The organism is Streptacidiphilus jeojiense (assembly GCF_000719095.1).
GTDB classification, from domain to species: domain Bacteria; phylum Actinomycetota; class Actinomycetes; order Streptomycetales; family Streptomycetaceae; genus Streptacidiphilus; species Streptacidiphilus jeojiensis.
Window position 1 is genome coordinate 36,952 of record NZ_JOEH01000049.1, and the last position, 25,600, is coordinate 62,551.

Consider the following 25,600-nt stretch of genomic DNA (forward strand, 5'->3'; position numbering starts at 1 on the left):
TGCGAACTGCTGCTCTGCCGTCAGGTTGCCACAGGGTCACGGTAGTGGGGTCCGGTTCCCCGTACGTCGATCGAGCTGGAATGATTCCCCCCATCGTTCGGCATCCCTAAACTTCCCCTGTCAAGAGTGGGGACTATCTCGGGGGACTACATCGTGGGGCAGGCAACAGTGCCGCAGCTGGTACTTGAACTCAACGGACAACGCAGGACTCTGGAACCGGGCCGGAGCTACTCGATCGGACGCGACCCGCAGTCCGACGTGGCGGTGGACGACGCCAGGGTCTCCTGGCGCCACGCCACCATCGCGTACCACGGCAACGGCTGGGTCATGGAGGACCTGGGCAGCACCAACGGGACCTTCGCCAACGGGCACCGGGCCAACCAGGTCCAGCTCGGACAGGGCACCGTGGTGAACCTCGGCAACGCCGAGAGCGGTCCTCGGCTCTCCTTCGCGGGCCTGCCCAGCCCGGTCGCGCCGGTCGGCGGTGACGCCTGGCACGACCAGGGCACGGCCCGCTTCAACCCCGGCGCCCAGTCCGCCGCCCAGGCCGGCTACGTCCAGCAGCAGCCGCAGCAGGCCCAGCAGGCCCCGCAGTGGGAGCAGCAGTACAGCGGCGGCGGGGGCGCGGCGGTGCCGCCGCAGCAGGGCGGCGGCTACGCCCCGCAGCCCTCGCAGCCCGCGCCCGAGCCGGTCTACGGCTCGCGCAACCCCACCATGGTCCGCAACCTGGCCGGCGGCCTGCGCACCATCAGGATCGGCCGCGGGCTGGACAACGAGCTGGTGGTCTCGGACCTCTCGGTCTCCCGGCACCACGCCGAACTGCGCCAGCTGCAGGACGGCCGCTACGAGATCGTCGACCTCGAGAGCCACAACGGCACCTACCTCAACGGCCAGCCGATCTCCCGTCAGCTGCTCGGCCCCAACGACATCGTGGGCGTCGGCCACTCGACCTTCCGCCTGGTCGGGGACCAGCTCGAGGAGTTCGTCGACACCGGTGAGGTCTCCTTCTCGGCCCGGCACCTGCTGGTCAAGGTCCAGCACAAGGGCACCGAGAAGATCCTGCTGAACAACGTCAGCTTCGGCGTCCCGGAGAAGTCGCTGGTCGCGGTCATCGGCCCGTCCGGCTCCGGCAAGTCCACGCTGCTGCGGGCGCTCACCGGCTACCGCCCGGCCGACAACGGCGACGTGCTGTACGACGGCCGCAACCTCTACAAGCAGTTCGCCGAGCTGCGCCAGCGCATCGGCCTGGTGCCGCAGGACGACATCCTGCACTCCCAGCTGACGGTCCGTACGGCCCTGAAGTACGCGGCCGAGCTGCGCTTCCCCGGTGACACCGAGGCCTCCGAGCGGGCCCGCCGGGTGGACGAGGTGCTCACCGAGCTGCACCTGGAGAAGCGCGCCGACAACCGGATCACCGCCCTCTCCGGCGGCCAGCGCAAGCGCGTCTCGGTCGCCCTGGAGCTGCTCACCAAGCCGTCGCTGATCTTCCTGGACGAGCCCACCTCGGGTCTGGACCCGGGCATGGACCGCGACGTCATGAAGATGCTGCGCGGCCTGGCCGACGAGGGCCGCACGATCCTGGTGGTCACCCACTCGGTGGCCGAACTCGCGCTCTGCGACCGGTTGCTGGTGATGGCGCCGGGCGGCGCGGTGGCCTACTTCGGCCCGCCCAAGGAGGCGCTGCACTTCTTCGGGTACGAGACCTGGGCCGACGTCTTCCAGGCCTTCGAGAACTACCCGGACCACGACTGGGCCGGACGCTTCCGCGGCTCGGTACACTACCAGATGTACTCGGCCGACGTCGAAGCCGTGCAGGCCCAGTCCGTGCAGATACAGCACGAGCAGTCCAAGCCGCCGAAGCAGCAGAGCTGGGGCTCCCAGCTGTCCACGCTGATCCGCCGTTACTTCACGGTCATCGGCGCGGACAAGGGCTTCGTCGGCCTGCTGATCGCGCTACCGCTGATCATGGGCGCGATGAGCCTGGCCCTGGGCACCTCGGCCGGCCTGGTGGGCACGGGCGATCCGCAGAAACCCAACTCGGACGCGGGCACCCTGCTGCTGGTGATCGCCGTCGGGGTGGTGCTCACCGGGGCGGCCAACTCGGTCCGAGAACTGATCAAGGAACGGGTGATCTACGAGCGCGAACGCGCGGTCGGCCTGTCCCGCTCGGCGTACATGATGTCCAAGGTGATCGTGCTGGGCCTGATCACCGCGCTGCAGTCGATCGTGCTCTCGGTGATCGGCATCCTGCCGAACAAGCTGCCCGCGCACGGCCTGGTGTTCTCCTCGTCGCCGCTGCCGGAGATGGTGATCGTCTTCACCCTGCTCGGCATCGTCTCGATGCTGCTCGGCCTGGTGGTGTCGGCCGTGGTCAAGACCGCCGAGAAGACCATGCCGCTGCTGGTGCTGCTGGCCATCCTCCAGGTGGTCTTCTGCGGCGTGCTGGTCAAGCTGACCCAGCCGGGCGTGGCCCAACTGGTCTGGCTGGTGCCCTCGCGCTGGGCGGTCGCCGCGGTGGCCTCCACCATCGACCTGGCCCACATCGGCGACCCGGCGCACGCCGACGACCCGCTGTGGAAGCACACCCTGACCCAGTGGTCCGTCGACACCGGCGCCCTGGTGCTGCTCGGCGTGGTCTGCGCGGTGCTGGTGGTCCGGCTGCTGCGCCGGCACGAGCCCGAGGTGATGCGCCAGCGCTGAGCCGGCTGCCCGACCCGGGCGTCCGAACTCGGTGTCCGACCAAGGAGCCGTCCGCCTGTTTTGACAGGCGGGCGGCTCCTTGGCATGTGCACCAGGCATCGAATTGGTAACCCCGGCGACCGCGATCGCCAATCCCGAGAAAGGATCTCCGCCGACTCATAGCATTCCGGCGTACCTCACAGGAATCACAGGTGTTGACAACTGAACGGGGACGACCCGCATGGCACACATGGACGGCTTCACCTACGGCTGGGTGAACCCCCTGCTGGCCTACGTCGTGGCCGTGATCGGTGCGGCCCTGGGCCTCCGCTGCACCGTTCGGGCCCTTGACCTGCCCCAGGACCGCCGCCGCGGCTGGCTGTTCCTGGCCGCCTGCTCGATCGGCTGCGGCATCTGGACCATGCACTTCATCGCCATGCTGGGGTTCTCCGTCACCAGCGCCACCATCGTCTACAACATCCCGCTCACCCTGGCCAGCCTGCTGCTGGCGATCGTGGTGGTCGGCATCGGGGTCTTCTACGTCGGCCACCGCCCGCCGGACCTGAACACCCTGCTGGTCGGCGGGGTGCTGACCGGCAGCGGTGTCGCCGTGATGCACTACATGGGCATGTACGCCATGGAGCTCAACGGCACCGTGGACTACAACGTGCCGGTGGTGATCCTCTCGGTGGGCATCGCCGTCTTCGCCGCCACCGCCGCGCTGTGGATGACCCTGAACATCAGGAAGCTGTGGGCGTCGCTGGTGTCCGCGCTGGTCGCCGGGGTGGCGGTGACCGCGATGCACTACACGGCGATGCAGGCGGTTCAGGTCCGGCTGTCCGGGACGGCGCCCACGGACGGCGTCCCGGCCGGGGACTTCATCCTGCCGGTGGCGGTCGGCATCGTGGTGTTCCTGACCGTGGCGGCGATCACCGTCGCCATGTCGCCGCAGGAGGGCTGGGAGGAACGGGAGGAGCGGATGGCGGTCTCCGAGGAGCGCATCCAGGTCGACCTGTTCGAGGGCAAGTTCCGCGGGCGCTGAGCCACGGCCGGGGATCAGGCCGCCTCCTCGCCGGGCGTCGCGGCCGCGGCCCGCTCCAGGCAGCGGTCGAAGCCCGCCAGCGCCGGACCCAGCGCGGCCCCGGTGGCGGTCAGCCGGTAGTGCACCAACGGCGGTGGCCCGGCCGCCAGTTCGCGTACCAGCAGCCCGGCGCCGACCAGTTCGGACAGCCGGGACGACAACATCCGCGCGGTCAACCGCGGTGCCGCGGCCCGCAACTGGTCGAAGCGGTCGTCCCCGCGTCCCAGCGCGGCCAGCAGCGACAGCGTCCAGCGCTTCCCCAACAGCGCGAACAGCGCCGCCGACCGCTCCGGCTCCTGCCCCGACTGCCTCAACTGCCCTGACTGCCCCGACTCCTCGTTCACACGGCGATCATACGCTCCGTGTGCGTCCGGTCACCGGGAGAGGATGAGATGCAGGTCGCCGAACTCGTGCCAGAGGTAGCGCTCGCGCAGCGCCTCGGCGTAGCTCAGGTCGAGCAGCGGCCGTCCGGAGATCGACTCCAGCATCAACAGATGGGAGGCGCGCGGTTCATGAAGCCCCGTCAGCAGTCCGTCGACCACCCGCACCCCGCGCTGCGGGGTGATCACCAGCTCGGTCCAGCCCGAGGTCGCACGGAGCACACCGTCGGCGTCGGCGGCCGACTCCAGCGCCCGCACCGCGGTCGTCCCCACCGCCACCACCCGCGATCCGGCCCGCCGGGCCGCCCGCACCGCGCGTACCGTCGGCTCCGGGACCTCGAACCACTCCGCGTAGGGCGGTTCGTGGGACTCCAGCGAGGCGACCCCGGTGTGCAGGGTGATCGGCACGATCTGCACGCCCCGGCTGACCAGCCGGGTCACCAGTTCGGCGGTGAAGGGGCGGGCCGCGCTGGGCATCTCCGCCGACCCGCCGCGCACCTCGGCCGGCGGCCGGGCGAACACCGTCTGGTAGGCGGCGATCGGGCGGTCCGCGTCGGTGTAGGCGTAGCGGATCGGCCGCCCGTGCGCCGCCAGGTAGGCCAGCGGGTCCGGGACGGCGAACTCCGCCGCCCACAGCCGCGGCCCGACACCCGCCAGCAGCCGCAGCGACGCCCCGCCGGCCAGCCGCACGGTGGCCGCGCCGTCCGCCTGCCCGCGCTCCCGGGTGCTGCCGTGCCCGTCCGGCGTCCGCAGCTCCACCACCCAGCGGTGCCGGGACCGCCGGGTCGAGAAGTGCACGACGACCGGCGCGTCGGTGCCGGCCACCCGTCCGTCGACCGCGGCGGGCAGGGTCGCTGAGACGTTCACCACCAGCACGTCACCGGGGCGCAGCAGCTGCGGCAGCTCCCGGAAGGCATGGTGACCCACCGTCAGCTCCCCCTCCGGGCCCCGGGCGCCGAGGAGCAGCCGGACGTCGTCCCGGCCCGAGCGGCCCCGCTCCTCCGGCGGCGCGGTCGCCTCCAGCTCGTCCGGCAGCTCGAACTCGTCCAGGCCGAACCCCTCCAGCGCCGCCACCGGGTCCGTCGTCAGGTCCGCCGTCGGTGTCGGGGCCGGTGCCGGGGCGGCCAGGTGCCCGGCCCGGTCCCCGCGCCTGCCCAGCCGCTTGCGGTCCTGCCGGGACCCCGGGCGCTCCGCTGGGAACGGCGGCACTCCGATCCGCTCCACCGCCACTGCCACCTCCCCGGTCCGCCGCTGTGCGCTCACCGCGTCCACTCCTTCACCGTCCGGCCCGACACCGTGTACCGCCCGCTGCCCGCCGCGCTGCCGATCAGCTCCAGCAGCGCCGGGACGGCAGCCTGCTCCGGCAGCGGACGCCCGCTGTCGTCGTCGCCGGGCACCGCCGCCGCGTACATCGCGGTGCGCATGTCGCCCGGGTCCACCGACCAGACCCGCAGCGCGGGCTCCTCCTGGGCCAGCACCGCGGACCAGTGGTCCAGCGCCGCCTTGGTGGCCCCGTAGCCGCCCCAGGTCTCGTAGGCCTCGACCGCCGCGTCCGAGCTGATGTTCAGCACCGCCCCGCCGGACTCCCGCAGCAGCGGGAGCGCGGCCTGCACCAGGCCCAGCGGCGCGACGGTGTTGACCGTCAGCGCCTCGGCGAAACCGGCCAGCGACTGCTCGGCCAGCGGCACCAGCGGCTCGGCGCCGAGCACACTCGCATTGTTGACGAGCAGGTCGATCCCGCCCAACCCGCGTGCGGCCGAGACCAGTTCGGCCCGGTGTCCGGGGTCGGCCACATCCCCCGGCAGTACCACCACCGGTCCGTCCAGCTCCGCCGCGACGGCGCCGAGCGCCTCCGCACCCCGGGCGTCCAGGACCAGGGACCAGCCCTGTTCGGCCAGCGCCCGGGCGAGCGCCCGGCCCAGTCCCCGCGAAGCTCCGGTCACCACTGCGACAGCCATGTCCCACTCCTCGATCCGTCGTCTCCTGCTGCCTTCGACCGTAGGCAGCACCGCCCGGGCGGTACCTCGGCCGTGGGGGAGCGGCGGGGCGGGCCCTTGGTCCTAGTCCCTCGGCCCTGCTCCGCCACCTCCTCCGCCCGATGCCCGGCGATCACCCCGGCGGTACGGTGACGGCATGGCCAAACGTCCGAGCACCGAGCAGCCGAGCAGCGAGCAGCCGAACGCGCACGCGGCGGCCGACGAGCCCTGCCTGGGCGGCATCGAGGCGATCAGCTCCGCGGTCCTGGCGATGAGCCGGCACCTGGAGGTGCGCGAGGTGCTGCAGCGGATCGTCGCCTCGGCCCGCACCCTGGTGGGCGCCGAGTACGCGGCCCTCGGGGTCCCGGACGACCACGGCGGCTTCGCCCAGTTCGTGGTGGACGGCATCAGCGACGCCCAGTGGCGGGCCATCGGCCCGCTGCCGCGGCAGCACGGCATCCTCGCCGCGATGCTCAAGGACACCGCCCCGCAGCGCCTCGCCGACGTCCGCGACGACCCCCGCTTCGGCGGCTGGCCGCACGCCCACCCGGACATGAGCGCCTTCCTCGGCGTCCCCATCCTGGACGGCGAGGACATCATCGGCGCCCTGTTTCTTGCCAACAAGCACAGTTTGGCCAACAAGAGCCGCGCCGACGAGGTCTTCACCGCCCACGACGAGCACCTGCTGCGCATCCTCGCCGCGCACGCCGCCATCGCCCTCACCAACGCCCGCCTCTACGAGCGCAGCCGCGAGCTCACCCTGGCCGGCGAGCGCGCCAGGATCGCCCACGACCTGCACGACGCGGTCTCGCAGAAGCTGTTCTCGCTGCGGCTGACCGCCCAGGCCGCCTCCGCCCTGATCGACCGGGACCCGGACCGGGCCCGCGCCGAGCTGGCCGAGGTCTCCCGGCTCGCCGCCGAGGCCGCCGAGGAGCTGCGCGGCGTGGTGATCGAGCTGCGTCCGGCGGCGCTGGACGAGGACGGGCTGCTGCCGACCCTCAGCTCCCAGATCGAGGTGCTGGACCGGGCCCACGCGGCGCGCGTCAGCTTCACCCACACCCGGGTCCGCGCGCTGCCCTCGGCCCAGGAGGCCGCGCTGCTGCGGGTCGCCCAGGAGGCCCTGCACAACGCCCTGCGCCACTCCGGCGCGACGGCGGTACGGGTGGAGCTGCACCCGGGCCGGGCGGGCCGCGGCGCGGTGCTGACGGTCACCGACGACGGGGCCGGCTTCGTCCCCGACGACGTGCGGCGGGCCGGCCGGCACCTCGGCCTGGTGTCCATGCGCGACCGTGCCGCCGGCGTCGGCGGCACGCTGCGGATCGAGTCGGCCCCCGGTCGGGGGACCGTGGTGGTACTGGAGGTACCCGGTGGCTGACAGGACGAAGCGCATCACCGTCCTGCTGGTGGACGACCACCAGGTGGTCCGGCGCGGGCTGCGCACCTTCCTGGAGGTGCAGGACGACATCGAGGTGGTCGGCGAGGCCGCGGACGGGGCCGAGGGCGTCGAGCGCGCCGAGGAGCTGCACCCCGACGTGGTGCTGATGGACGTGAAGATGCCGGGCACCGACGGCATCGAGGCGCTGCGCATCCTCAAGGAGCGCGGCAACCCGGCCAGGGTCCTGGTGGTGACCAGCTTCACCGAGCACCGCACCGTGGTCCCGGCGCTGCGGGCCGGCGCGGCCGGCTACGTCTACAAGGACGTCGACCCGGAGGCCCTGGCCGGGGCGATCCGCTCGGTGCACGCCGGACACGTGCTGCTGCAGCCGGAGCTGGCCGGGGCGCTGCTCGCGGACGAGTCCCCGCGCGGGCCGCAGGGGCGGGGCGGCACCCTGACCGAGCGCGAGCAGGAGGTGCTGGGGCACATCGCGGACGGCCGTTCCAACCGCGAGATCGCCCGGGCGCTGCACCTGTCCGAGAAGACGGTGAAAACCCATGTCTCGAACATCCTGATGAAACTCGACCTGGCCGATCGCACCCAGGCGGCGCTCTGGGCGGTCCGCAACGGGGCAACCCGGTAGGACCATCGGACGAACGCCACGGCGCGAGGGGCGCGAACGTGGCAAATGGGGGAGTGAGCGGCAGAGCTGCGCAACAGTCACATCAACCCGAAAGAGTGTCAAAAGGTGAACTCACCGGTGGGTTGTCCCTAGCCTCCACGACGAAGTGCCCGACGCCGAAGTGCGGCGCCGGGCCCGCTCAAGGAGGACACAGAAATGAACGTTCGCAAGGGTGCTCTCGTCGCCACCGCCGCCGGTGCGGCCGTCCTGGCCGGCGCCGGCGCCGCCTCGGCGCAGTCCGTCGCGGCCGGGCACAGCGTGGGCTCGCCCGGCGTCGTGTCCGGCAACACCATCCAGGTCCCGGTGCACATCCCGGTGAACGCCTGCGGCGACACCGTCAATGTGATCGGCCTGCTCAACCCGGCGCACGGCAACTGCTGCCAGAACGACTGACGCAGCGCCGGCACCCGCGCCCCCGCCGCAGGCCGAACCTCCGCGCGGGGCGCGGGTGCCGTCGTACCGCCGCCCGGAACGGGTCGCGGGCTAGAACGGATCCCGGGCCGGCTCGTCCACCATGGCGTTGTAGGCGGCCACCGCCGCCCGCCGGGCCGCCCGCTCCAGCGGGCGCATCGCGGCCTCCCGCGCCGCCATCTCGCCGGCGCTGACCGCCGCCCCGTCCGTGGTGGCGGCCAGGTCCAGTACCGCCCGCACCTGCCGGGCCGACTGCAGCACCCGTACCGCGCGCGGCTGGTAGCCGGGCGCCAGCAGCTCGGGCTGGCGCCGCCGGCGGTACGCCTCCAGCGCCCGCTGCACCTCGGGGCCGGCGCCGGCCACGTCCAGCCGCAGCAGCAGTTCGGTGGCCTCCCGCAGGGTCTGCGCCAGCTCCCGCTCGGCGTCCCGCAGCTGCGGGACGTCCGCGGGGATCCCCGGCTCCACGGGTGACGCGTGCCACACCACCCGGACCAGCTGGTCGCCGACCGGTCCGTGCCGCACCACCTCGGGGACCAGGCCCAGCGACAGCTCCCCGACGGTCAGCACCGCCTCCCCGGCCGGCAGCGCCCGCTCGTTGAAGGACGCCGGGCCGGTGAGCCCGACCGGATGCCCCGGCGCCGGCAGCGCCAGCCGAAACCCCGTCACCCCCTGTGCCCGCAGCCGCCCCAGGGCCAGGGTCAGGCCGGACCCGGCCGCCCCCTCGATCCCCTCCACGGTATGGGCGTCGTCCCGGCCCCTGATCCCCTCGCCGGCGTGGTCGGGCGAGGCGAAGCCGCCCAGCCAGGCGTTGCCCCAGGCAACGAGACGCCCCGACCGGGGCTCGTCGAATCGGTCATCGGGACGGCTTTCGCCGGTGTTCTGCGCCATGGGGCAAGCCTACGGAGAACTCGCACACTTCCGTGGCGTAGGTTTTCCCTCGACGCATACACAGAGGCATCAAGACAAGGCAGTGGGGAAGGCGTACGCATGAGCGACGTGCTCGAGCTGGTGGACGTATCCGTGGTCCGGGACGGACGCGCGCTGGTGGAGCAGGTGTCCTGGTCCGTCGCCGAAGGCGAGCGCTGGGTCATCCTCGGCCCCAACGGCGCGGGCAAGACGACGCTGCTCCAGATCGCCTCCTCCTACCTGTACCCCTCCACCGGCACCGCCGCGATCCTCGGCGAGAAGCTGGGCAGCGTCGACGTCTTCGAACTGCGTCCCCGGATCGGCCTGGCCGGCGCCGCGATGATCGACAAGCTGCCGCGTCGGCAGACCGTGCTGGACACCGTCCTCACCGCCGCCTACGGCATGACCGCCACCTGGCGCGAGCAGTACGACACCTCCGACGAGACCCGGGCCCGGCTGCTGCTCGACCTGCTCGGCATGGCCGAGTACACCGACCGCCGGTTCGGCACCCTCTCCGAGGGCGAGCGCAAGCGCACCCTGATCGCCCGCGCCCTGATGACCGACCCCGAACTGCTGCTCCTGGACGAGCCCGCGGCCGGCCTGGACCTCGGCGGCCGGGAGGACCTGGTGCGCCGCCTCGGCGCGCTGGCGCGCGACCCCAAGGCCCCGGCGATGGTGATGGTCACCCACCACGTCGAGGAGATCGCCCCGGGCTTCACCCACGTCCTGATGATCCGCCAGGGCCGGGTGCTGGCCGCGGGCGCCATCGACGACACCCTCACCGCGCGCAACCTCTCGCTCTGCTTCGGCCTTCCGCTCACCCTGGAGCGCCACGGCGACCGCTGGGCCGCCCGCGGCCTCCCCATGGGCTGACGGTCCGGGGAGCGACAGCGGCCGCGCACCCTGCGCCACTCCCTTCCTTCACAACGTCAACATCCGGACTACCTGCGCAAAGCCCTCTCCCCGCACCCCTCTCCGCCCCTACCATGAGGCTGTGGAGAACTGGATGTGGTGGTTGATCGTCGCGGCCGCCCTCGGCGTGCCGCTGGTGATCACGGCCATGCCGGAGTTCGGCATGTTCGCGATCGGGGCGGGTGCCGCCGCGCTCACCTCCGCCCTGGGTGCGGGGACGGTCGCGCAGTTCGTCGTCTTCCTGGCCGTCTCGGTCCTGCTGGTGGTCTTCGTACGCCCGGTGGCGATGCGCAGCCTGCGCAGCCGGCCCCAGGTGCGGATGGGGATCGAGGCGCTCACCGGCGCCACCGCGCTGGTCCTGGAGCAGGTGGACGAGCACGGCGGCCGGATCAAGCTCCAGGGCGAGGTCTGGTCCGCGCGCGCCCTGGATCCCGGCCAGGTGTTCGCACCGGGCCAGCAGGTGAACGTCGCCCAGATCGACGGCGCCACCGCACTCGTCCTCTAGCCCGCTCGTCCCGCAGCCCACTCGTCCGCAGCCCGCTCGTCCCCAAGGTCCCCCGGCAGTCTGGTAGTTCTGGAAGTGGAGTCCCCGTGAATGCCGTGATCATCGTCCTGATCATCCTGGTCGTGCTGGCGTTCGTCGCACTGATCAAGACGATCCAGGTGATCCCGCAGGCGAGCGCGGCCATCGTGGAGCGGTTCGGCCGCTACACCCGCACCCTCAACGCGGGCCTCAACATCGTGGTGCCGTTCATCGACACCATCCGCAACCGGATCGACCTGCGCGAGCAGGTCGTGCCCTTCCCGCCGCAGCCGGTGATCACCCAGGACAACCTGGTCGTCAACATCGACACGGTGATCTACTACCAGGTCACCGACGCCCGCGCGGCGACCTACGAGGTGGCCAGCTACATCCAGGCCATCGAGCAGCTCACCGTCACCACCCTGCGCAACATCATCGGCTCCATGGACCTGGAGTCCACCCTCACCTCGCGCGAGACCATCAACGCCGGCCTGCGCGGGGTGCTCGACGAGGCCACCGGCAAGTGGGGCATCCGGGTCAACCGGGTCGAGCTCAAGGCCATCGAGCCGCCCACCTCCATCCAGGACTCGATGGAGAAGCAGATGCGCGCGGACCGCGACAAGCGCGCCGCGATCCTCACCGCCGAGGGCGCCCGGCAGGCGCAGATCCTCACCGCCGAGGGCCAGAAGCAGGCCGAGGTGCTCCGCGCCGAGGGCGAGGCGCAGGCCGCGGTGCTGCGCGCGGACGGCGAGGCCGCGGCCATCCGCACCGTCTTCGAGGCCATCCACGAGGGCGACGCCGACCAGAAGCTGCTGGCCTACCAGTACCTGCAGACGCTGCCGGAGATCGCCAAGGGCGACTCCAACAAGCTGTGGATCATCCCCAGCGAGGTCGGCGACGCGCTCAAGGGCCTCGGCGGCGCCTTCAGCGGACTGGCGCCCAGGGGCGGCGACGCACCGTCCGACAGCAACGGCTCCACGGTGCCCTCGCCGCGGATGGAGAAGCGCCGCGAGTACCCCTCGATCGACCCGGAGTAGGGCCGGCGGCGGCGGTTCCGGCGGGGCCCCGTCCCGCCTCCGTCCCACATCCCAAACGCCGACGCCCCTCCACTCCGCGCATCGTGCATGATCGGACCGGGCACGAACCGGGAGTGAGGGGCGCAACCATGTCACCGTGGGAAGCAGTCGGCGTCTTCGCCGCCGGCGCGGGCGCCGGGACGATCAACACGGTCGTCGGCTCGGGCACCCTGATCACCTTCCCGGTCCTGCTCGCCGTCGGCCTGCCGCCGATCACCGCCAATGTCTCCAACACCCTCGGCCTGGTGCCGGGTTCGCTCAGCGGCGCGCTCGGCTACCGCGCCGAGCTCCAGGGCCAGCGTCCCCGGCTGCTGCGGCTCGGCGGCGCCGCGCTGCTGGGCGGACTGCTGGGCGCGATCCTGCTGCTGGTGCTCCCGTCCGGGGCCTTCAAGGCGATCGTCCCGGTGCTCATCGGCATCGCCCTGCTGCTGGTGGTCCTGCAGCCGCGGCTGGCCCGCTACCTGGCCGCCCGCGGCCGCGGCCCGGACAGCGCCGACGGCGGGGTGGCGCTGCTGGCCGGGGTCTTCGGCACCGGGGTCTACGGCGGCTACTTCGGCGCGGCCCAGGGCGTGCTGCTGCTCGGACTGATGGGCCTGCTGCTCGACGACGACCTGCAGCGGATCAACGCCACCAAGAACGTCCTGGCCGGGCTGGTCAACGGCGTCGCCGCGGTGTTCTTCCTCTTCGCGGCCTCCATCGACTGGACCGCGGCGCTGCTGATCGCCGCCGGATCGGTCATCGGCGGCCAGATCGGCGCCCGGGTCGGCCGCCGGCTGCCACCGGTCGCGCTGCGCGGCCTGATCGTCGTGGTCGGCCTGGTCGCCGTGGCCAAACTCCTGCTCTGACAAGAGACTTGACGCAACGTCACAACATCTTCCAGTGGATCCGCGCATATCCGCAGGCGCAGCGGGAACGGAACCTGAACCCCATCCGCCGACCAGGAGCAAGCCCATGAGCCCGTCCCGCGTACGTCTCAGCGACGAACAGATCGCCGAAGGCCTCAAGTCCGTCCCCAACTGGCACCGCGAAGGGGACGCCCTGCTGCGCACGCTCCAGGCGCCCGACTTCCCCACCGGAATCGGCATGGTCGTGGCCGTCGCCGAGGCCGCCGAGGCCATGGACCACCACCCTGACATCGACATCCGCTGGCGCACCCTGCACTTCGCGCTCAGCACCCACGACGCCGGCGGCATCACCGTCCTGGACCTGCGGCTGGCCGCCGTCATCGACACCGCGATCGAATCCGTCCTCGCGGCAGCGACCGGTACGCACGCCTGATTCCTCAGTTCCGCATGAGATGCTGGCGCACGCATCGTGAAGGCGGGAGCTGACGGAACCCATGGCACACGACCCAACCGGCACCGGCCAGAGCCCGGACCACGTCCAGGAATACGGCCAGGACTACGGGCACGAACACGGTCACAGCGCCTTCGCCGGCAGTGACCCTGGGTATCCGCAGGTGAACCCCGAGTGGCCGACGCCGGAAGGTCAGCAGCAGTACTGGCAGCCGGAGGGTTACGGCTACCCCGCCCAGGAGCAGCAGCAGTTCTACTCGCCGGAGGGCTACCCCCAGCAGCCGTACCCGCAGCAGGAGTACGGGCAGCAGCAGGAGTACCCGCCGCAGGACTTCTCGCAGCAGACGCAGCAGACGCAGCAGACGCAGCAGACCTACGAGCAGCCGCAGTACCCGCAGCAGGAGTACGCACAGGGCTACTACGGGCAGCAGGACTACGGTCAGCAGGGCTACCAGCCCTATCCCGAGCAGCAGCCCTATCCGGACCCCTCGGGCTACTACCCGGCCGCCGACGCCTACGGCGTCCCGTCCCAGTCCGCGGGCGAGCCGTATCCGTACGACCCCCGGCCCGCCGCGGACCAGCCGGAACCCGAGCCCGACTCCTCTGCCGCCGACATCCCTGAAGCCGGCGCGGGAGCCGAGGCCGACACCGGGACCCGTGACGAGGACGACGCCCCGGAGGACCCCGCCCTCTCGGCCCGGCTGCTGGCCGCCGCGACCGGCCGCTCACCCGGCACCGACCGCAGGAAGTTCCTGCTGCGCGCGGCCGTCGGCGTGGTCGCCCTGATCGTCGTGGTGGTCGCCGGTGTGGTGGTGGCCGGCCAGGGCAGCAGCGGCAAGAAGACCGCGGCCGGCGGCGGCGCCACCGCCAATCTGGCCGGCGGCCACACCAAGGCCTGGGCGGCAGCGGCCGACGCCGGGGCGGCCCAGGGCAACGACGGTCTGCTCGGCTCCTGGCTGCTGACCAAGGCACTGGTCCGCGGCGACGGCACCGGGGTCACCGCCTACGACTCGACCAGCGGCAGCAAGCTCTGGACGGTGGCGCCGCCCAGCGCCGGCGCCGTCCCGTGCGCCATGTCGGCCACCGTCAACTCGGCCGGGATCGGCGCCGTGCTGTTCCAGGCCAAGGCCGGCACCGGCCAGGCCTGCACCCAGCTCGTCGCCGTCGACACCGCGACCGGACAGCAGAAGTGGAAGGCGACCATCGCCAAGACCACCTCCGCGTACGGGGCCTCGGTGATGGTGAACGACACCCGGGCCGTCGCGGTCGGCGACTCCGGCGTGGTCGGCTACGACATCGCCACCGGCAAGCAGAGCTGGACCTACGCGGGCCCGGGCAAGTACTGCGGCGGCATCAGCGGCAGCGGCACCGGCAGCACCCTGCTGGTGCAGAGCACCTGCGCCGACAGCAACCCCAAGCAGCAGGCGATCTCGCTGAACGCGGACACCGGCAAGCTCGCCTGGTGGCGCGGGCTGCCCGCGAGCGCCTCCTCCTACACGGTGCTGTCGGCCACCCCCGCCGTCGTGGCCGTGCACATGTCCGACGCCACCAAGGACAGCATCATGTCCTTCAGCAGCAAGGGCGACACCCAGGCGACGATCTACGTCTCGCAGACCGCCGGGACCCTGGACTCCATCCACGGCAGCTTCGACCCCGACCCGGCGCTCTTCTTCACGCCCACCACCATGGTCGCCGAGCTGGCCCCGCCGAAGGCCGCCGCCGGCAGCGGGGGAGTCCTCACCGCCTTCACCCTGGCCGACGGCAAGCAGCTGTGGCAGTCGACGCCGCAGGAGAAGGGCAACATCGCGCTGGTCGGCGTCGACGGCAACGACGCGGTGGTGGCCACCGAGGAGCGGATCGGCCAGACCGCCCGGCTCAGCCACTTCGACCTGACCACCGGCAAGGAGACCCCCGGCGGCGGCTTCCCGCAGAACACCGGCTCGCTGCTGACCTCGGGCCGAATCCTCTACCAGGGCAACCTGGTGGTCGCCCTGCCCGAGTTCACCAGCACCTACAGCACCGCCGCCACCGGCTTCACCGCAGCCGGCTGAGCCTGTCCGAAAGCCCCCCACCGTCGGCCCGGTCCCCCGCGCCGGGCCGACGGCAGCTCTGCACCCCCCGCTGCACCCCCGGCTGCACCCCCGCTGCACCCTGCTCAGGCCGGCAGCGGCAGCCAGTCCGGCAGGTCGTCCTGGTCCGCCCCCAGCGCCAGCATCAGCGAGGCCTCCGGGGTCGGCTCGAACGGGGTCGCCAGCAGCACCATCCCGGCCTGCTCCGGCGTCCGGTCGGCCTTCCGGTGGTTGTCGGCGGCGCACGCCGCGACCGTGTTCAGCCAGGTGTCCCCACCCCCGCGGGACCGTGGCAGCACATGGTCGACGGTGGTCGCCCGCCGCCCGCAGTAGGCGCAGCGGAACCCGTCCCGCACCAGCACCCCGCGGCGTGACCACGGAGCCCGTTGTCGGAACGGCACCCGCACGTAGCGCCGCAGTCGCACCACCCGCGGCAGCGGCAGATCCACCGAGGCGGCCCGGACCCGGCGCAGCGGGTGCGCGTGCTCGACCACGGCCTTGTCCTGGAGCACCAGCACCACGGCACGCTGCAGCGACACCGTCGACAGCGGCTCGTAGCTCGCGTTCAGCACGAGGGTGTTGCGCATTCCGGCCACCTCCAGGCGGTACAGGATCTGCCCCGCCCGCACGGCGGCGCCGCGCCGCCGAGGGCCGTTCCCCTCGGAGTACGCGAGACCACTGTGCGGGCCGGAGCACCCCCGGAACAACGCAATATTTCGGCTGCTCAGCCCTCCGGAGCCGCGTACTCCGCGATCACCTGGCCGCGGGCCAGGGTGTGGAAGCGGAGGTTGAAGCCGACCACGGCCGGCGAGACCTCCGCGTCAGGACCGAGTTTCTCCTGGTCCACGGCGTACACGGTGAAGACGTAGCGGTGCGCGCCGTCCCCGGGCGGCGGCGCGGCGCCGCCGAAGTCCCTGGTGCCGTAGTCGTTGCGGACCTGGACCGCGCTCTCCGGCAGTCCCTTGAAGTCGCCGCTGCCGGCGCCCCTGGGCAGCTCGGTCACACTCGCCGGGATGTCGAACACCGACCAGTGCCAGAACCCGCTGCCGGTGGGAGCGTCTGGGTCGTAGCAGGTGACCGCGTAGCTCTTGGTCCCGGCCGGTGCCCCGGCCCAGCTGAGCTGCGGGGACACATTGCCCTCGCTGTAGACGTGGTCGTCCGGGAGGACACCGCCGTCGGTGAAGTCCTCGCTGCTGACGGCGAGCTCCGGGACCGGCGGGTGGAAGTCGTGGGGGAGGGGCCGCCTTGCTGCGGACATCTGTGCAACCTCCTGCGTAGCGCTGGTTAGTCGGCCCCAACGCTACCCGTGCCGGCCGGACGCCGGGCCCCCGCGGCGGCGCCGGCCGACGCGCCTGCCCGTACCCTCGACCCCATGCCCCGCCCTGCCCCCGCCGCCCTCGGCCGCGCCTTCTTCGACCGCCCGGCGGAACTCGTCGCCCCCGACCTGCTCGGCCGCACGCTGGTCTCCGACCTCCCGGAGGGAGCGGTGGAGCTGCGGATCACCGAGGTCGAGGCCTACAGCGGCTCCGCCGACCCGGCCGCCCACTCCTACCGGGGCATGACCGCCCGCAACGCGGTGATGTTCGGGGAACCCGGCCATGTCTACGTCTACTTCACCTACGGCATGCACTTCTGCGCCAATCTGGTGACCGGGCCCGGCACCACCGCCTCCGGCGTCCTGCTCCGTGCGGGTGAGATCCGCTCCGGCGAGGAGCTGGCCCGTCGCCGCCGTCCCAGCTCGCGCAGCGCCGTCGACCTGGCCCGCGGTCCGGCCCGGCTGGCCTCCGCGCTGGGCTTCGACCGCGCCGTCAACGGCGTCGACGCCTGCTCGCCGGGGACCCCGGTGCGGATCCTCCCCGGAAGCCCGCCGGAGGCCGCTGCCGTCTCCGCCGGCCCGCGCACCGGCGTCTCCTCGGCCGCCGACATCCCCTGGCGCTTCTGGATCGCCGACGACCCCACCGTCAGCCCCTACCGGCGCCACGTCCCCAAGAAGCGGCGCACGCCGGCCGGCTGACCGGTCGGTGACGGGGTCAGTGACGGGGGGTCAGCAACTCCACCACCAGCTCGACGAGTTCCTCGGTGTCGGCCCCGGCCAGTGCCGGGAAGGTGCCGCTGCTCCGCGACAGGCTCACCCCGACGAAGGCGGCCGTGGCCAGCTCCGCCCGCAGCTGCGGGCGGTCCAGACCCTCCCGGACGAACCGCTCGCGCAGCGGGTCCACCAGGCGCCGGTGCAGCTGGTCGGCGGCCGCCGCCCGCACCTCGGGATCCTCGTGCGGGGCGACCGCGGCCCGGTGGATCGGCCCGGGGCCGCGCTGGGCGACGGTGTCGAGCAGCGCCCTGACCCGCTCGGGCTCCAGCAGGTCGTCGGGGTTGGCGTTGAACGGGTCCAGCATGAGCGTGGCCAGGTACAGCTGGGACTTGCCGCCGAAGTAGCGGGCGATCAGAGCCGGGTCCACGCCGGCGCGTTCGCCGATGTCCCGGATGGTGCTGCGGTCGAAGCCGCGCTCGGCGAAGAGCTCGCTCGCGGCCGTGAGCAGCAGCTCGCGGCTGCGGGCGGAGTCCCGTCGCCTGGGCGTGCTCACCGCGGGGCCGGCCCGGCCGCCGGGGCGGTGACGCTGTCCTCCGCCGTCTCGGCGTCGGCGATGCTCTCGTCCATCAGCAGCTCCTCGTCCACGGTCACCGTGCCGCGCGCCGGGGCTCCCCGGCGCGGCAGGACGATGGTAACCACGGCGGTGACCACCCAGACCGCACAACCCAGCCAGGCGGCGGCCTGGTACCCGCTGTTCTCCGGCAGCAGCCGACCGACCGGGGTGTGCGCCTCCAGGATCACCGCGCTCAGCACGCTGCCGGTGGAGTAGCCCACGGTCCGCAGGACCTGGTTGAAGCTGATGGCGCTGCCGGTCTCGTGCGCGGGGACGGAGCTGACGATCAGTCCGGGCATCACCGCGAAGGTGCAGCCGACGCCCAGCCCGGCCACGCCCATGATGACGAACAGCTCCCACAGGCTGTTGCGGGCGAACAGGAACATCACCATCGACAGCAGCGAGACCGCGCAGCCGACCGGCAGTACCAGCGCGGTGGAGGTGCGCCGGGCCAGCAGCGGCACCAGCTTGCTGGAGGCCACGCTGGCCGCCGAGAACGGCAGCAGCACCAGCCCGGTGACCAGCACCGAGGTGCCGAAGCCGTATCCGGCCGAGGACGGCGTCTGGACGAAGCGGGTCACCATCGACATCAACATGTACATCGCGACGCCCGCGATCAGACCGGACACGTCGGCGGTGAGCACCACCCGGTTCCGCAGCGACCGCAGGTCCACCAGCGGGTGCTCGGTGCGCAGCTCGTGGACGGCCCACCAGACCAGCAGCACCACGGCGACGGCGGTCAGACCGATCAGCCGGGACGAGCCCCAGCCCCAGATCTCGCCCTCACTGAGGGCGAGCAGCAGCCCGGCGAGCCCGACGGCCAGCAGCACCGCACCGAGCGCGTCCAGCGGACGCTTCTCCCGTCCCTGCGCGTTCGGCACCACCAGCACCGCGGCGGTCAGGGCCAGCGCGCTGATGATCGCCCCGAACCAGAAGCCGGCGTGCACGCCCCAGGACTCCGCTATCAGCCCGGTGAGCGGGTAGCCCAGGCCGACACCGGCCACGGTGGTGATGGAGAGCAGCGCGACCGCGGGGCGCGACCGCTCGGCCGGCAGCGCGTCCCGCGCCGTGGCGATGGCCAGCGGGGTCAGTCCCAGCCCGAGGCCCTGCAGCCCGCGCCCGACGATCAGGAAGCCGAACCCCAGCGGCAGCGCCGCCAGCACGCTGCCCAGCAGCACCACGGCGGTGGCGCCGATGATCACCCGGCGCCGGTGCGGCCCGTCGCCGAGCCGTCCCATGGTGGGCGTGGCGACCGCGCCGACCAGCAGGGTGATGGTCAGCGACCACTGCGCGTCGGAGAGCGACACATGGTCGACCGAGGCGATGGTGGGCACCAGGGGCGACCCCAGGCTGCTGATGACCGCGACCACCATGCCGAGGAAGACCAGGACCGGCACCAGGGCGCGTTCTCGCAGAGCGCCGGGCGCGGCGTGTCGGGCATCCATCGGCATTCTCCCGGAGGTTGTCATCAAGTGATGTCTTCGGATGATGACATAAAGCCGCCAGGAAGCCCAAGGCCGTCGCCGCCCGGGTGACCACCGTCACTCCGAGCGTGTGCCGCCCTCTCGCGCCACCGGACCCCCACCCGGCACCATGGAGCTCCTATGGACGATGAACTGTTGGCACAGTCCCATCTGACCCGGGCTCAACTCGCCGCCGAGGGCGTCGTCGGCCTTGCCCTGAGCTGGGTGGACAACGCCGGGATCACCCGCACCAAGGCCGTCCCGCTGCGCCGGCTGGACCAGGCGGTCCGCGACGGCGTCGGCATGTCCCCGGTCTTCGACGTCTTCCTGGTCGACGACTCGACCACCACCAGCCGCTTCCTCGGCGGCCCCGACGGCGACCTGCGGCTCTTCCCCGACCTGGAACGCGCGGTCCCGCTCGCCGCGCAACCGGGCTGGGCCTGGGCCCCCGCCGACCGCTACGCCCAGGACGGCACCCCGCACCCGGCCTGCCAGCGCCTGTTCGCCCGCCGGATGACCGAACAGGCCCGGGCCCGCGGGCTGAGCCTGCTGGCCGCCTACGAGGTCGAGTGGGTGCTCCGCCGCCCGGACGGCACCGACCCGGCAGAGAACGGCCCGGCCTACGGCCTGCACCGCCTCACCGACCTCTCCGACTACCTCCGCGACCTGCTCCAGGCCCTGGAGACGCAGGGCCTGGACGTCCAGCAGATCCACCCCGAGTACGCGGCCGGCCAGTTCGAGGTCTCAGTCGCCGCGGAGGAGCCGGTGGCCGCCGCGGACACCACCGTGCTGGTCCGGCAGACCGTCCGCGGCGTCTCCGCCCGGCACGGGCTGCGCGCCTCCTTCGCCCCCTCCTTCGAGCCCGGCACCGTCGGCAACGGCGCCCACCTCCACCTCAGCGCCTGGCGCGACGGCAGGAACCTGATGACCGGCGGCGAGGGCCGCCACCAGCTCACCAAGGAGGGCGAGTCCTTCCTGGCCGGCATCCTGGACGAGCTCCCGGCACTCCTGGTCCTGGGCGCCCCCAGCCCGGCCAGCCACCTCCGCCTGGTCCCCTCGCACTGGGCCGGCGCCTACCACTGCTGGGGCCCGGAGAACCGCGAGGCCGCGCTACGGCTGGTCTCCGGCCGCTCCGCCAACGCCGAGATCAAGTGCTTCGACGGCGCCGCCAACCCCTACCTGGCCCTGGGCGGCACCATCGCCGCAGGCCTGGCCGGCCTGGACGCCGCCGCGACCCTCCCCGCCGAGGTCAACGGCGACCCGGCCCACCTCCCCACCCCACCACCCCGCCTCCCCGAAACCGCCCCCGAAGCCCTGGCCGCCTTCACCCGCTCCACCACCCTCCACCAGGCCCTAGGCGACCCCCTCTTCCACGCCATCCACTCCGTCCGCCAAGCCGAATCCACCCTCTTCGCCGACCAAACCCCCACCCAAATCACCAAAGCCACCCGCTGGCGCTACTAACCCCACCCCAGGGGCGCGAGGAACTGCGCGATCAACCACCACAGACCCGCACTCATGCACCGCCCCAACCCCCCTCCCACCCAGGGGCGCGGGGAACTGCGCGATCAACCACTCACAACCCGCACCCCCCGTACCAACCCCAGCCCCCACCCGCCGGGAGGGCCCGTGCACCTGATCGACCACCACACCCACAGCATCGCCACCCCCCACCACCCCCTCACCCCCGAAGCCTTCGCCTCCCTCCTCACCGAGTCCGACCGCCCCCCACCCCCCGGCACCACCCCCTGGGACTCCGCCCTCGGCCTGGCCGTCCTCCGCACCTGCGGCCCCACCCTCGACGCAGGCCGCCACCCCACCCCCGACACCTACCTCGAAGCCCGCGCGGCCCTCGGCCCCACCGAATCCGCCCGCCGCCTCCTCCACGCCGCCGCCATCGACTCCTGCTTCGTCGACACCGGCCTGGAGACCGCCGCAGGCGCCCCCCTCCTCGACCTCCCCGCCTTCGCCGCCCTCTCCGGCACCCGCGTCCGCGAGGTCATCCGTCTGGAACACGTCGCCCAGCAGGCCGCAACCACCTCCACCGCCGCGCACTGGGGTGAGACCACCCGCACCGCCATCGCCGAAGCCGTCCGAGCCGCCGACGCCATCGCGGTGAAATCCGTCCTCGCCTACCGCCACGGCCTGGACATCGACCCGGCCCGCCCCGCCCCCGCCGAAGTGGCGCATGCCGCCGGCGAGCACCTCGCCGAAGCCGCCCGCAGCGGCAACCCCCGCCTGAACCACCCCACCCTGCTGCGCCACCTGCTCTGGACCGCGGTCGACCTCGGTCTGCCGATCCAGATCCACACCGGCTTCGGCGACCCCGATCTGACGCTCCATCGCGCGGACCCGTCGCTCCTCACCGACTTCATCCGAGCCGTGGAGCCGCACGGCACCCCGCTGGTGCTGCTGCACTGCTACCCGTACCACCGTCAGGCCGCCTGGCTCGCCCAGGCGTTCCCGCACGTCTACTGCGACGTCGGGCTGACCCTCTCGTACACCGGCCCGGCCGCCCCCCGCCTGCTCGCCGAGACCCTGGAACTGGCCCCCTTCGGCAAGGTCCTCTTCTCCACCGACGCCTACGGCATCCCAGAGCTCCACCTCGTCGGCGCCACCGCCTTCCGCGACGCGATCACCCGCTGGACCCACGACGCGGGCCTGCGGCCCGCCGAGGCGGCCCGCATCGCCGACCTCATCGGTGCCGCCAACGCCACCAGGCTCTATACGCAGGCCCCCTTACGCCCGTAACACGCCGCGAGCACACTACGTACCGCGCGACGACGTGACGCTCGCTCCCGGCGGAAGGACCTGACATGTCCGACTCCACCCTGACCACCCCCACCGACCGTCCCGAACAGCGGGGACTGCGCCCCAGCCTCAATGTCTGGCAGGCCGTGGGACTCTCCATGGCGCTGATGGCGCCCAGCATGGCCGTCAACATCAACCCCCAGGCAGCGGCGCCCAGCGTGGGCCGCGCCGTCCCCCTGGCCTTCCTGATCGCCGCCGTCGGCGTGCTGCTGGTGGCCTACGTCTTCGTCCGGCTGTGCCAGTACTTCCAGCACGCCGGCTCGGTGTACGCTTTCGTCGGCGCCACCCTCGGCCCCCGCAGCGGCGTGGTCGCCGGCTGGGGCCTGGTCGGCACCTACCTGTTCTACGGCGTCACCACCTCCTCCGTGGTCGGTATCTTCGGCATCTCCTTCCTGCAGCGCACCGGCGCCTGGTCCAACCCGCCGGTGGACGCCCCGTTCATCCTCACCGGCGTGGTCCTGCTGCTCGCCTGCTGGCTGACCATCGCCTCGGTCCGCCGCGGCACCAATGTGCTGCTGACGGTGGAGGGCGCGACCGTCGCGCTGATCCTGATCGTCACCGCCGTGGTGCTGGTCCGGCTGATCGTCGGCAACGCCCCGGCCGGACACGGCTTCACCATGTCCGTCTTCTCGGTCCCGCCCGGGACCGCCCCGTCCGCCCTGTTCCTCGGCGTGGTCTTCGGCTTCCTCTCCTTCGCCGGCTTCGAGGCTGCCTCCACCCTCGGCGAGGAGTCGCTCAACCCCCGGCGCGACATCCCCAGGGCGATCCTCGGCACCACCCTGTTCGGCGGAGCCTTCTTCGTGGTGGTCACCGCTGTCGAGATGATGGGCTTCGGCGCCGGCAAGAGCGGCGTCGCCGCCTTCGGCTCCTCGTCCTCGCTGATCGGCGACCTCGGCTCCAGCTACCTCAGCTCCTGGGTCGGCAACCTGGTCACCCTGGGCGCCACCGTCAGCGCCTTCGGCTGCTGCCTGGCCTGCACCGTCGGCTCGGCCCGGCTGCTCTACGCGATGAGCAGGGACGGCTTCGGCGAACGCGGCCTGGGCCGGGTCTCCCGCTACGGCACCCCGGCCCGCGCCGCCGTGCTGGTCAGCGCGACGATGGCGCTGGTGCTGGGCCTGTGCATCGTCTCCTTCTCCGCGGTCCCGGAGGACACCTTCGTCTGGGGCGGCACCATCGGCACCCTGATCCTGCTGGTCGCCTACGCCCTCACCACCATCGGCGCGATCCGGCTGATCTTCGTCCAGCGCCGGATGCCGGTGCCGATGTGGCAGATCGTCATCCCGCTCGCCGCTCTGGCCCTGCTCGGCTACACCATCTACCGCAATGTCGTCCCCTACCCCTCCTCAGGGCCGGGCCACTGGTTCCCGGTCGTCGCCGGCGGCTGGCTGCTCGCCGCGGTCATCGCCGTCATCGCCGCACCCAGCACGGCCAGGCGCCTGGGCCGACGCCTCACCGAGTCGGAGCAGCTGCACGCCCAAGCCGAGAGGAATCGAGTGGCGGGAACCGCGTAGGCTCGGTCACGCTGTGCGGACCACCGCCGGCACCGGAGCTAAGGAGAAGCGACACCGTGACGGACATCGTCGACGAGCTGAAGTGGCGCGGGCTGATCGCCCTGTCCACCGACGAGGACGCACTGCGCAAGGCATTCGCGGACGGTCCGGTCACGTTCTATTGCGGCTTCGACCCGACGGCGCCCAGCCTGCACATCGGCAACCTGGTGCAGCTGATCACCATGCGCCACATCCAGAACGCGGGGAACTTCCCGCTGCCCCTGGTCGGCGGCGCCACCGGGCTGATCGGAGACCCCCGCCCCACCTCCGAGCGCACCCTCAACGACCCGGAGACGGTCGCCGCCTGGGTGCTCCGGCTCCGGGGCCAGGTCGAGCGCTTCCTCGACTTCGAGGGCCCGCACGCGGCGCGGGTCGTCAACAACCTGGACTGGACCTCCGGGATGTCGGCGATCAGCCTGCTCCGTGACATCGGCAAGTACTTCCGGGTCAACACCATGATCGCCAAGGAGGCCGTCGCCCGACGGCTCAACTCCGACGCCGGCATCAGCTACACCGAGTTCAGCTACCAGGTCCTCCAGGGCATGGACTACCTGGAGCTGAACCGCCGCTACGGCTGCACCCTGCAGACCGGTGGCAGCGACCAGTGGGGCAACCTCACCGCCGGCACCGAGCTGATCCGCAAGGCCGAGGGTAAGTCGGTCCACGCCCTCGGCACCCCGCTGATCACCAAGGCGGACGGCACCAAGTTCGGCAAGACCGAGGGCGGCGCCATCTGGCTGGACGCGGAGATGACCTCCCCGTACGCCTTCTACCAGTTCTGGCTGAACGCGGACGACCGCGACGTCGCCAACTTCCTCCGTATCTTCACCTTCCGTTCGCAGGAGGAGATCGAGGAGCTGGAGCGGCAGACCGTCGAGAAGCCGGCCGCGCGCGCCGCCCAGCGCGCCCTGGCCGAGGACGTCACCACACTGGTGCACGGCCAGGAGCAGCTCGACCGCGCGATCGCCGCGTCCAAGGCGCTGTTCGGGCAGGGCGACCTGACCGAGCTGGACGCCGCCACCCTGGACGCCGCCGTCGCGGAGCTCCCGCAGGCCCAGGTGGGTGAACTCGCCAGCATCGTCGACCTGCTGGCCGCCACCGGCCTGGTCCCCAGCAAGTCCGCCGCCCGACGGGCCGTCAAGGAGGGTGGCGCCTACCTCAACAACGCCAAGGTGACCGACGAGGAGGCCGCTCCCACCGAGGCCGACCTCCTGCACGGCCGCTGGCTCCTGCTCCGTCGCGGCAAGCGCAGCCTGGCCGCCGTGGAGCTCGTCCGCACGGCCTGACCTGCACCGACAGCATCGGAGGCGAAGATTCCAAAGGATCTTCGCCTCCGATGTTTGACGTAAGCCTCAGGGTCGTCTAATGTTGGCCGAGTCGCCTGATTCGGGCCGGTACGTCGTACGGGGCTTCGCCTCGCCGCACCAGTCCTCACGTGACCAAAGTTGCCAAGCTTATCCGCCACTTCGAAACTGAACTGTTCGAGTCGACGCCTGCGTCGGATTCGGGCCGGTTCGCTTTGTCGTGCGAATTAGCAACCGCGATTTCCGGGTATCCGGAAAATGCGGTAGCGTAACGCCGGTCGCCATGCGACACCCCAGCTCAACGGGGTGCAGAAACGAAATTCGGACGGTTCGCCCGGACGAAACGAATCTGCTAAGGTGAGTGCAGAAGGAAGCGCCCGGAGGGCTGGTGTGAAAGCCGCTCGAAGGAAGCGTCCGTACCTTGAGAACTCAACAGCGTGCCAAAAGTCAACGCCAAATGTTGAT

At 72.2% G+C, this 25,600-nt stretch carries 24 protein-coding genes; 16 read left to right on the forward strand and 8 right to left on the reverse strand.

All coding sequences use genetic code 11. From position 1 onward, the window contains the following. Positions 1–168: 168 nt before the first annotated feature. Together IF29_RS0139370 and IF29_RS0139375 are read left to right on the forward strand one after the other, a co-directional pair. Entirely contained in the window at positions 169–2,700 is a 2,532-nt protein-coding gene (locus IF29_RS0139370) for an FHA domain-containing protein (protein WP_030266631.1), read from the forward strand. Positions 2,701–2,920: 220 nt separating this feature from the next. Continuing rightward, entirely contained in the window at positions 2,921–3,721 is an 801-nt protein-coding gene (locus IF29_RS0139375; RefSeq protein ID WP_030266634.1) for an MHYT domain-containing protein, read from the forward strand. A gap of 14 nt (positions 3,722–3,735) precedes the next feature. On the opposite strand, the gene IF29_RS0139380 is transcribed toward IF29_RS0139375, so the two are convergent. The 3 genes from IF29_RS0139380 to IF29_RS0139390 all read right to left on the reverse strand — a co-directional run bounded on the left by IF29_RS0139380 (position 3,736) and on the right by IF29_RS0139390 (position 6,098). Then, entirely contained in the window at positions 3,736–4,104 is a 369-nt protein-coding gene (locus IF29_RS0139380) for a winged helix-turn-helix transcriptional regulator (protein ID WP_232242833.1), read from the reverse strand. A 30-nt stretch (positions 4,105–4,134) separates the two neighbouring features. Then, positions 4,135–5,214, reverse strand: coding sequence for an S-adenosylmethionine:tRNA ribosyltransferase-isomerase (locus tag IF29_RS0139385; RefSeq protein ID WP_380525119.1), 1,080 nt, complete (start codon positions 5,212–5,214; stop codon positions 4,135–4,137). Positions 5,215–5,399: 185 nt separating this feature from the next. Beyond that, a complete protein-coding gene (locus IF29_RS0139390) occupies positions 5,400–6,098 on the reverse strand; it encodes an SDR family oxidoreductase (RefSeq protein WP_030266642.1) in 699 nt (232 codons plus the stop codon). Positions 6,099–6,387: 289 nt separating this feature from the next. On the opposite strand from IF29_RS0139390, the gene IF29_RS0139395 reads away from it, so the two are divergent. The 3 genes from IF29_RS0139395 to IF29_RS0139405 all read left to right on the forward strand — a co-directional run bounded on the left by IF29_RS0139395 (position 6,388) and on the right by IF29_RS0139405 (position 8,566). After that, entirely contained in the window at positions 6,388–7,491 is a 1,104-nt protein-coding gene (locus tag IF29_RS0139395) for a GAF domain-containing sensor histidine kinase (RefSeq protein WP_232242839.1), read from the forward strand. Beyond that, positions 7,484–8,134 (forward strand): response regulator, encoded by a 651-nt coding sequence (locus IF29_RS0139400; RefSeq protein ID WP_030266647.1) that lies wholly within the window; start codon positions 7,484–7,486, stop codon positions 8,132–8,134. Before IF29_RS0139395 ends, IF29_RS0139400 begins: the two co-directional genes overlap by 8 nt. A 195-nt stretch (positions 8,135–8,329) precedes the next feature. Next, complete coding sequence (locus IF29_RS0139405; protein ID WP_030266650.1) at positions 8,330–8,566, forward strand: chaplin; 237 nt, start codon at positions 8,330–8,332, stop codon at positions 8,564–8,566. 90 nt (positions 8,567–8,656) lie between these two features. Here IF29_RS0139405 and IF29_RS0139410 read toward each other — a convergent pair whose 3' ends face one another. Beyond that, the gene (locus IF29_RS0139410; protein ID WP_037598447.1) at positions 8,657–9,472 is read right to left on the reverse strand and encodes a hypothetical protein; all 816 of its coding nucleotides are present in this window, start codon (positions 9,470–9,472) and stop codon (positions 8,657–8,659) included. 99 nt (positions 9,473–9,571) lie between these two features. Here IF29_RS0139410 and IF29_RS0139415 point away from each other — a divergent pair, with 99 nt between their 5' ends. The 6 genes from IF29_RS0139415 to IF29_RS0139440 all read left to right on the forward strand — a co-directional run bounded on the left by IF29_RS0139415 (position 9,572) and on the right by IF29_RS0139440 (position 15,347). Then, positions 9,572–10,363 (forward strand): ABC transporter ATP-binding protein, encoded by a 792-nt coding sequence (locus IF29_RS0139415; protein ID WP_030266655.1) that lies wholly within the window; start codon positions 9,572–9,574, stop codon positions 10,361–10,363. Positions 10,364–10,496: 133 nt separating this feature from the next. Further along, positions 10,497–10,907 (forward strand): NfeD family protein, encoded by a 411-nt coding sequence (locus IF29_RS0139420; protein WP_030266657.1) that lies wholly within the window; start codon positions 10,497–10,499, stop codon positions 10,905–10,907. Between the two features lie 86 nt (positions 10,908–10,993). Continuing rightward, entirely contained in the window at positions 10,994–11,962 is a 969-nt protein-coding gene (locus IF29_RS0139425; protein WP_030266660.1) for an SPFH domain-containing protein, read from the forward strand. A gap of 128 nt (positions 11,963–12,090) precedes the next feature. Further along, positions 12,091–12,846: a sulfite exporter TauE/SafE family protein gene (locus IF29_RS0139430; RefSeq protein WP_030266663.1), complete on the forward strand. Its 756-nt coding sequence runs from the start codon at positions 12,091–12,093 to the stop codon at positions 12,844–12,846. Positions 12,847–12,952: 106 nt separating this feature from the next. Next, on the forward strand, positions 12,953–13,279 hold the full coding sequence (locus IF29_RS0139435) for a 4a-hydroxytetrahydrobiopterin dehydratase (RefSeq protein WP_037598451.1): 327 nt from the start codon (positions 12,953–12,955) through the stop codon (positions 13,277–13,279). Between the two features lie 61 nt (positions 13,280–13,340). Beyond that, the gene (locus tag IF29_RS0139440; protein ID WP_030266669.1) at positions 13,341–15,347 is read left to right on the forward strand and encodes an outer membrane protein assembly factor BamB family protein; all 2,007 of its coding nucleotides are present in this window, start codon (positions 13,341–13,343) and stop codon (positions 15,345–15,347) included. 104 nt (positions 15,348–15,451) lie between these two features. Here IF29_RS0139440 and IF29_RS0139445 read toward each other — a convergent pair whose 3' ends face one another. Continuing rightward, the gene (locus tag IF29_RS0139445) at positions 15,452–15,952 is read right to left on the reverse strand and encodes an HNH endonuclease (protein ID WP_030266672.1); all 501 of its coding nucleotides are present in this window, start codon (positions 15,950–15,952) and stop codon (positions 15,452–15,454) included. Between the two features lie 137 nt (positions 15,953–16,089). Beyond that, positions 16,090–16,623: a YbhB/YbcL family Raf kinase inhibitor-like protein gene (locus IF29_RS0139450; RefSeq protein WP_030266676.1), complete on the reverse strand. Its 534-nt coding sequence runs from the start codon at positions 16,621–16,623 to the stop codon at positions 16,090–16,092. 114 nt (positions 16,624–16,737) lie between these two features. On the opposite strand from IF29_RS0139450, the gene IF29_RS0139455 reads away from it, so the two are divergent. Beyond that, positions 16,738–17,379, forward strand: coding sequence for a DNA-3-methyladenine glycosylase (locus IF29_RS0139455; RefSeq protein ID WP_030266678.1), 642 nt, complete (start codon positions 16,738–16,740; stop codon positions 17,377–17,379). Positions 17,380–17,395: 16 nt separating this feature from the next. Here IF29_RS0139455 and IF29_RS0139460 read toward each other — a convergent pair whose 3' ends face one another. Then, a complete protein-coding gene (locus tag IF29_RS0139460; RefSeq protein WP_051726632.1) occupies positions 17,396–17,947 on the reverse strand; it encodes a TetR/AcrR family transcriptional regulator in 552 nt (183 codons plus the stop codon). Then, the gene (locus tag IF29_RS0139465) at positions 17,944–19,452 is read right to left on the reverse strand and encodes an MFS transporter (RefSeq protein WP_030266684.1); all 1,509 of its coding nucleotides are present in this window, start codon (positions 19,450–19,452) and stop codon (positions 17,944–17,946) included. Before IF29_RS0139465 ends, IF29_RS0139460 begins: the two co-directional genes overlap by 4 nt. A gap of 159 nt (positions 19,453–19,611) precedes the next feature. Between IF29_RS0139465 and IF29_RS0139470 the strand changes: the two genes are divergently transcribed. The 4 genes from IF29_RS0139470 (at position 19,612) to tyrS (ending at position 25,117) form a co-directional block, all read left to right on the forward strand. Continuing rightward, complete coding sequence (locus tag IF29_RS0139470) at positions 19,612–20,934, forward strand: type I glutamate--ammonia ligase (RefSeq protein WP_030266686.1); 1,323 nt, start codon at positions 19,612–19,614, stop codon at positions 20,932–20,934. Positions 20,935–21,099: 165 nt separating this feature from the next. Then, a complete protein-coding gene (locus IF29_RS48715; protein WP_037598453.1) occupies positions 21,100–22,221 on the forward strand; it encodes an amidohydrolase family protein in 1,122 nt (373 codons plus the stop codon). A gap of 65 nt (positions 22,222–22,286) precedes the next feature. Then, a complete protein-coding gene (locus IF29_RS0139480; protein ID WP_030266692.1) occupies positions 22,287–23,792 on the forward strand; it encodes an APC family permease in 1,506 nt (501 codons plus the stop codon). A gap of 56 nt (positions 23,793–23,848) precedes the next feature. Continuing rightward, positions 23,849–25,117: a tyrosine--tRNA ligase gene (gene tyrS / locus IF29_RS0139485; protein ID WP_030266695.1), complete on the forward strand. Its 1,269-nt coding sequence runs from the start codon at positions 23,849–23,851 to the stop codon at positions 25,115–25,117. Positions 25,118–25,600 lie beyond the last annotated feature (483 nt).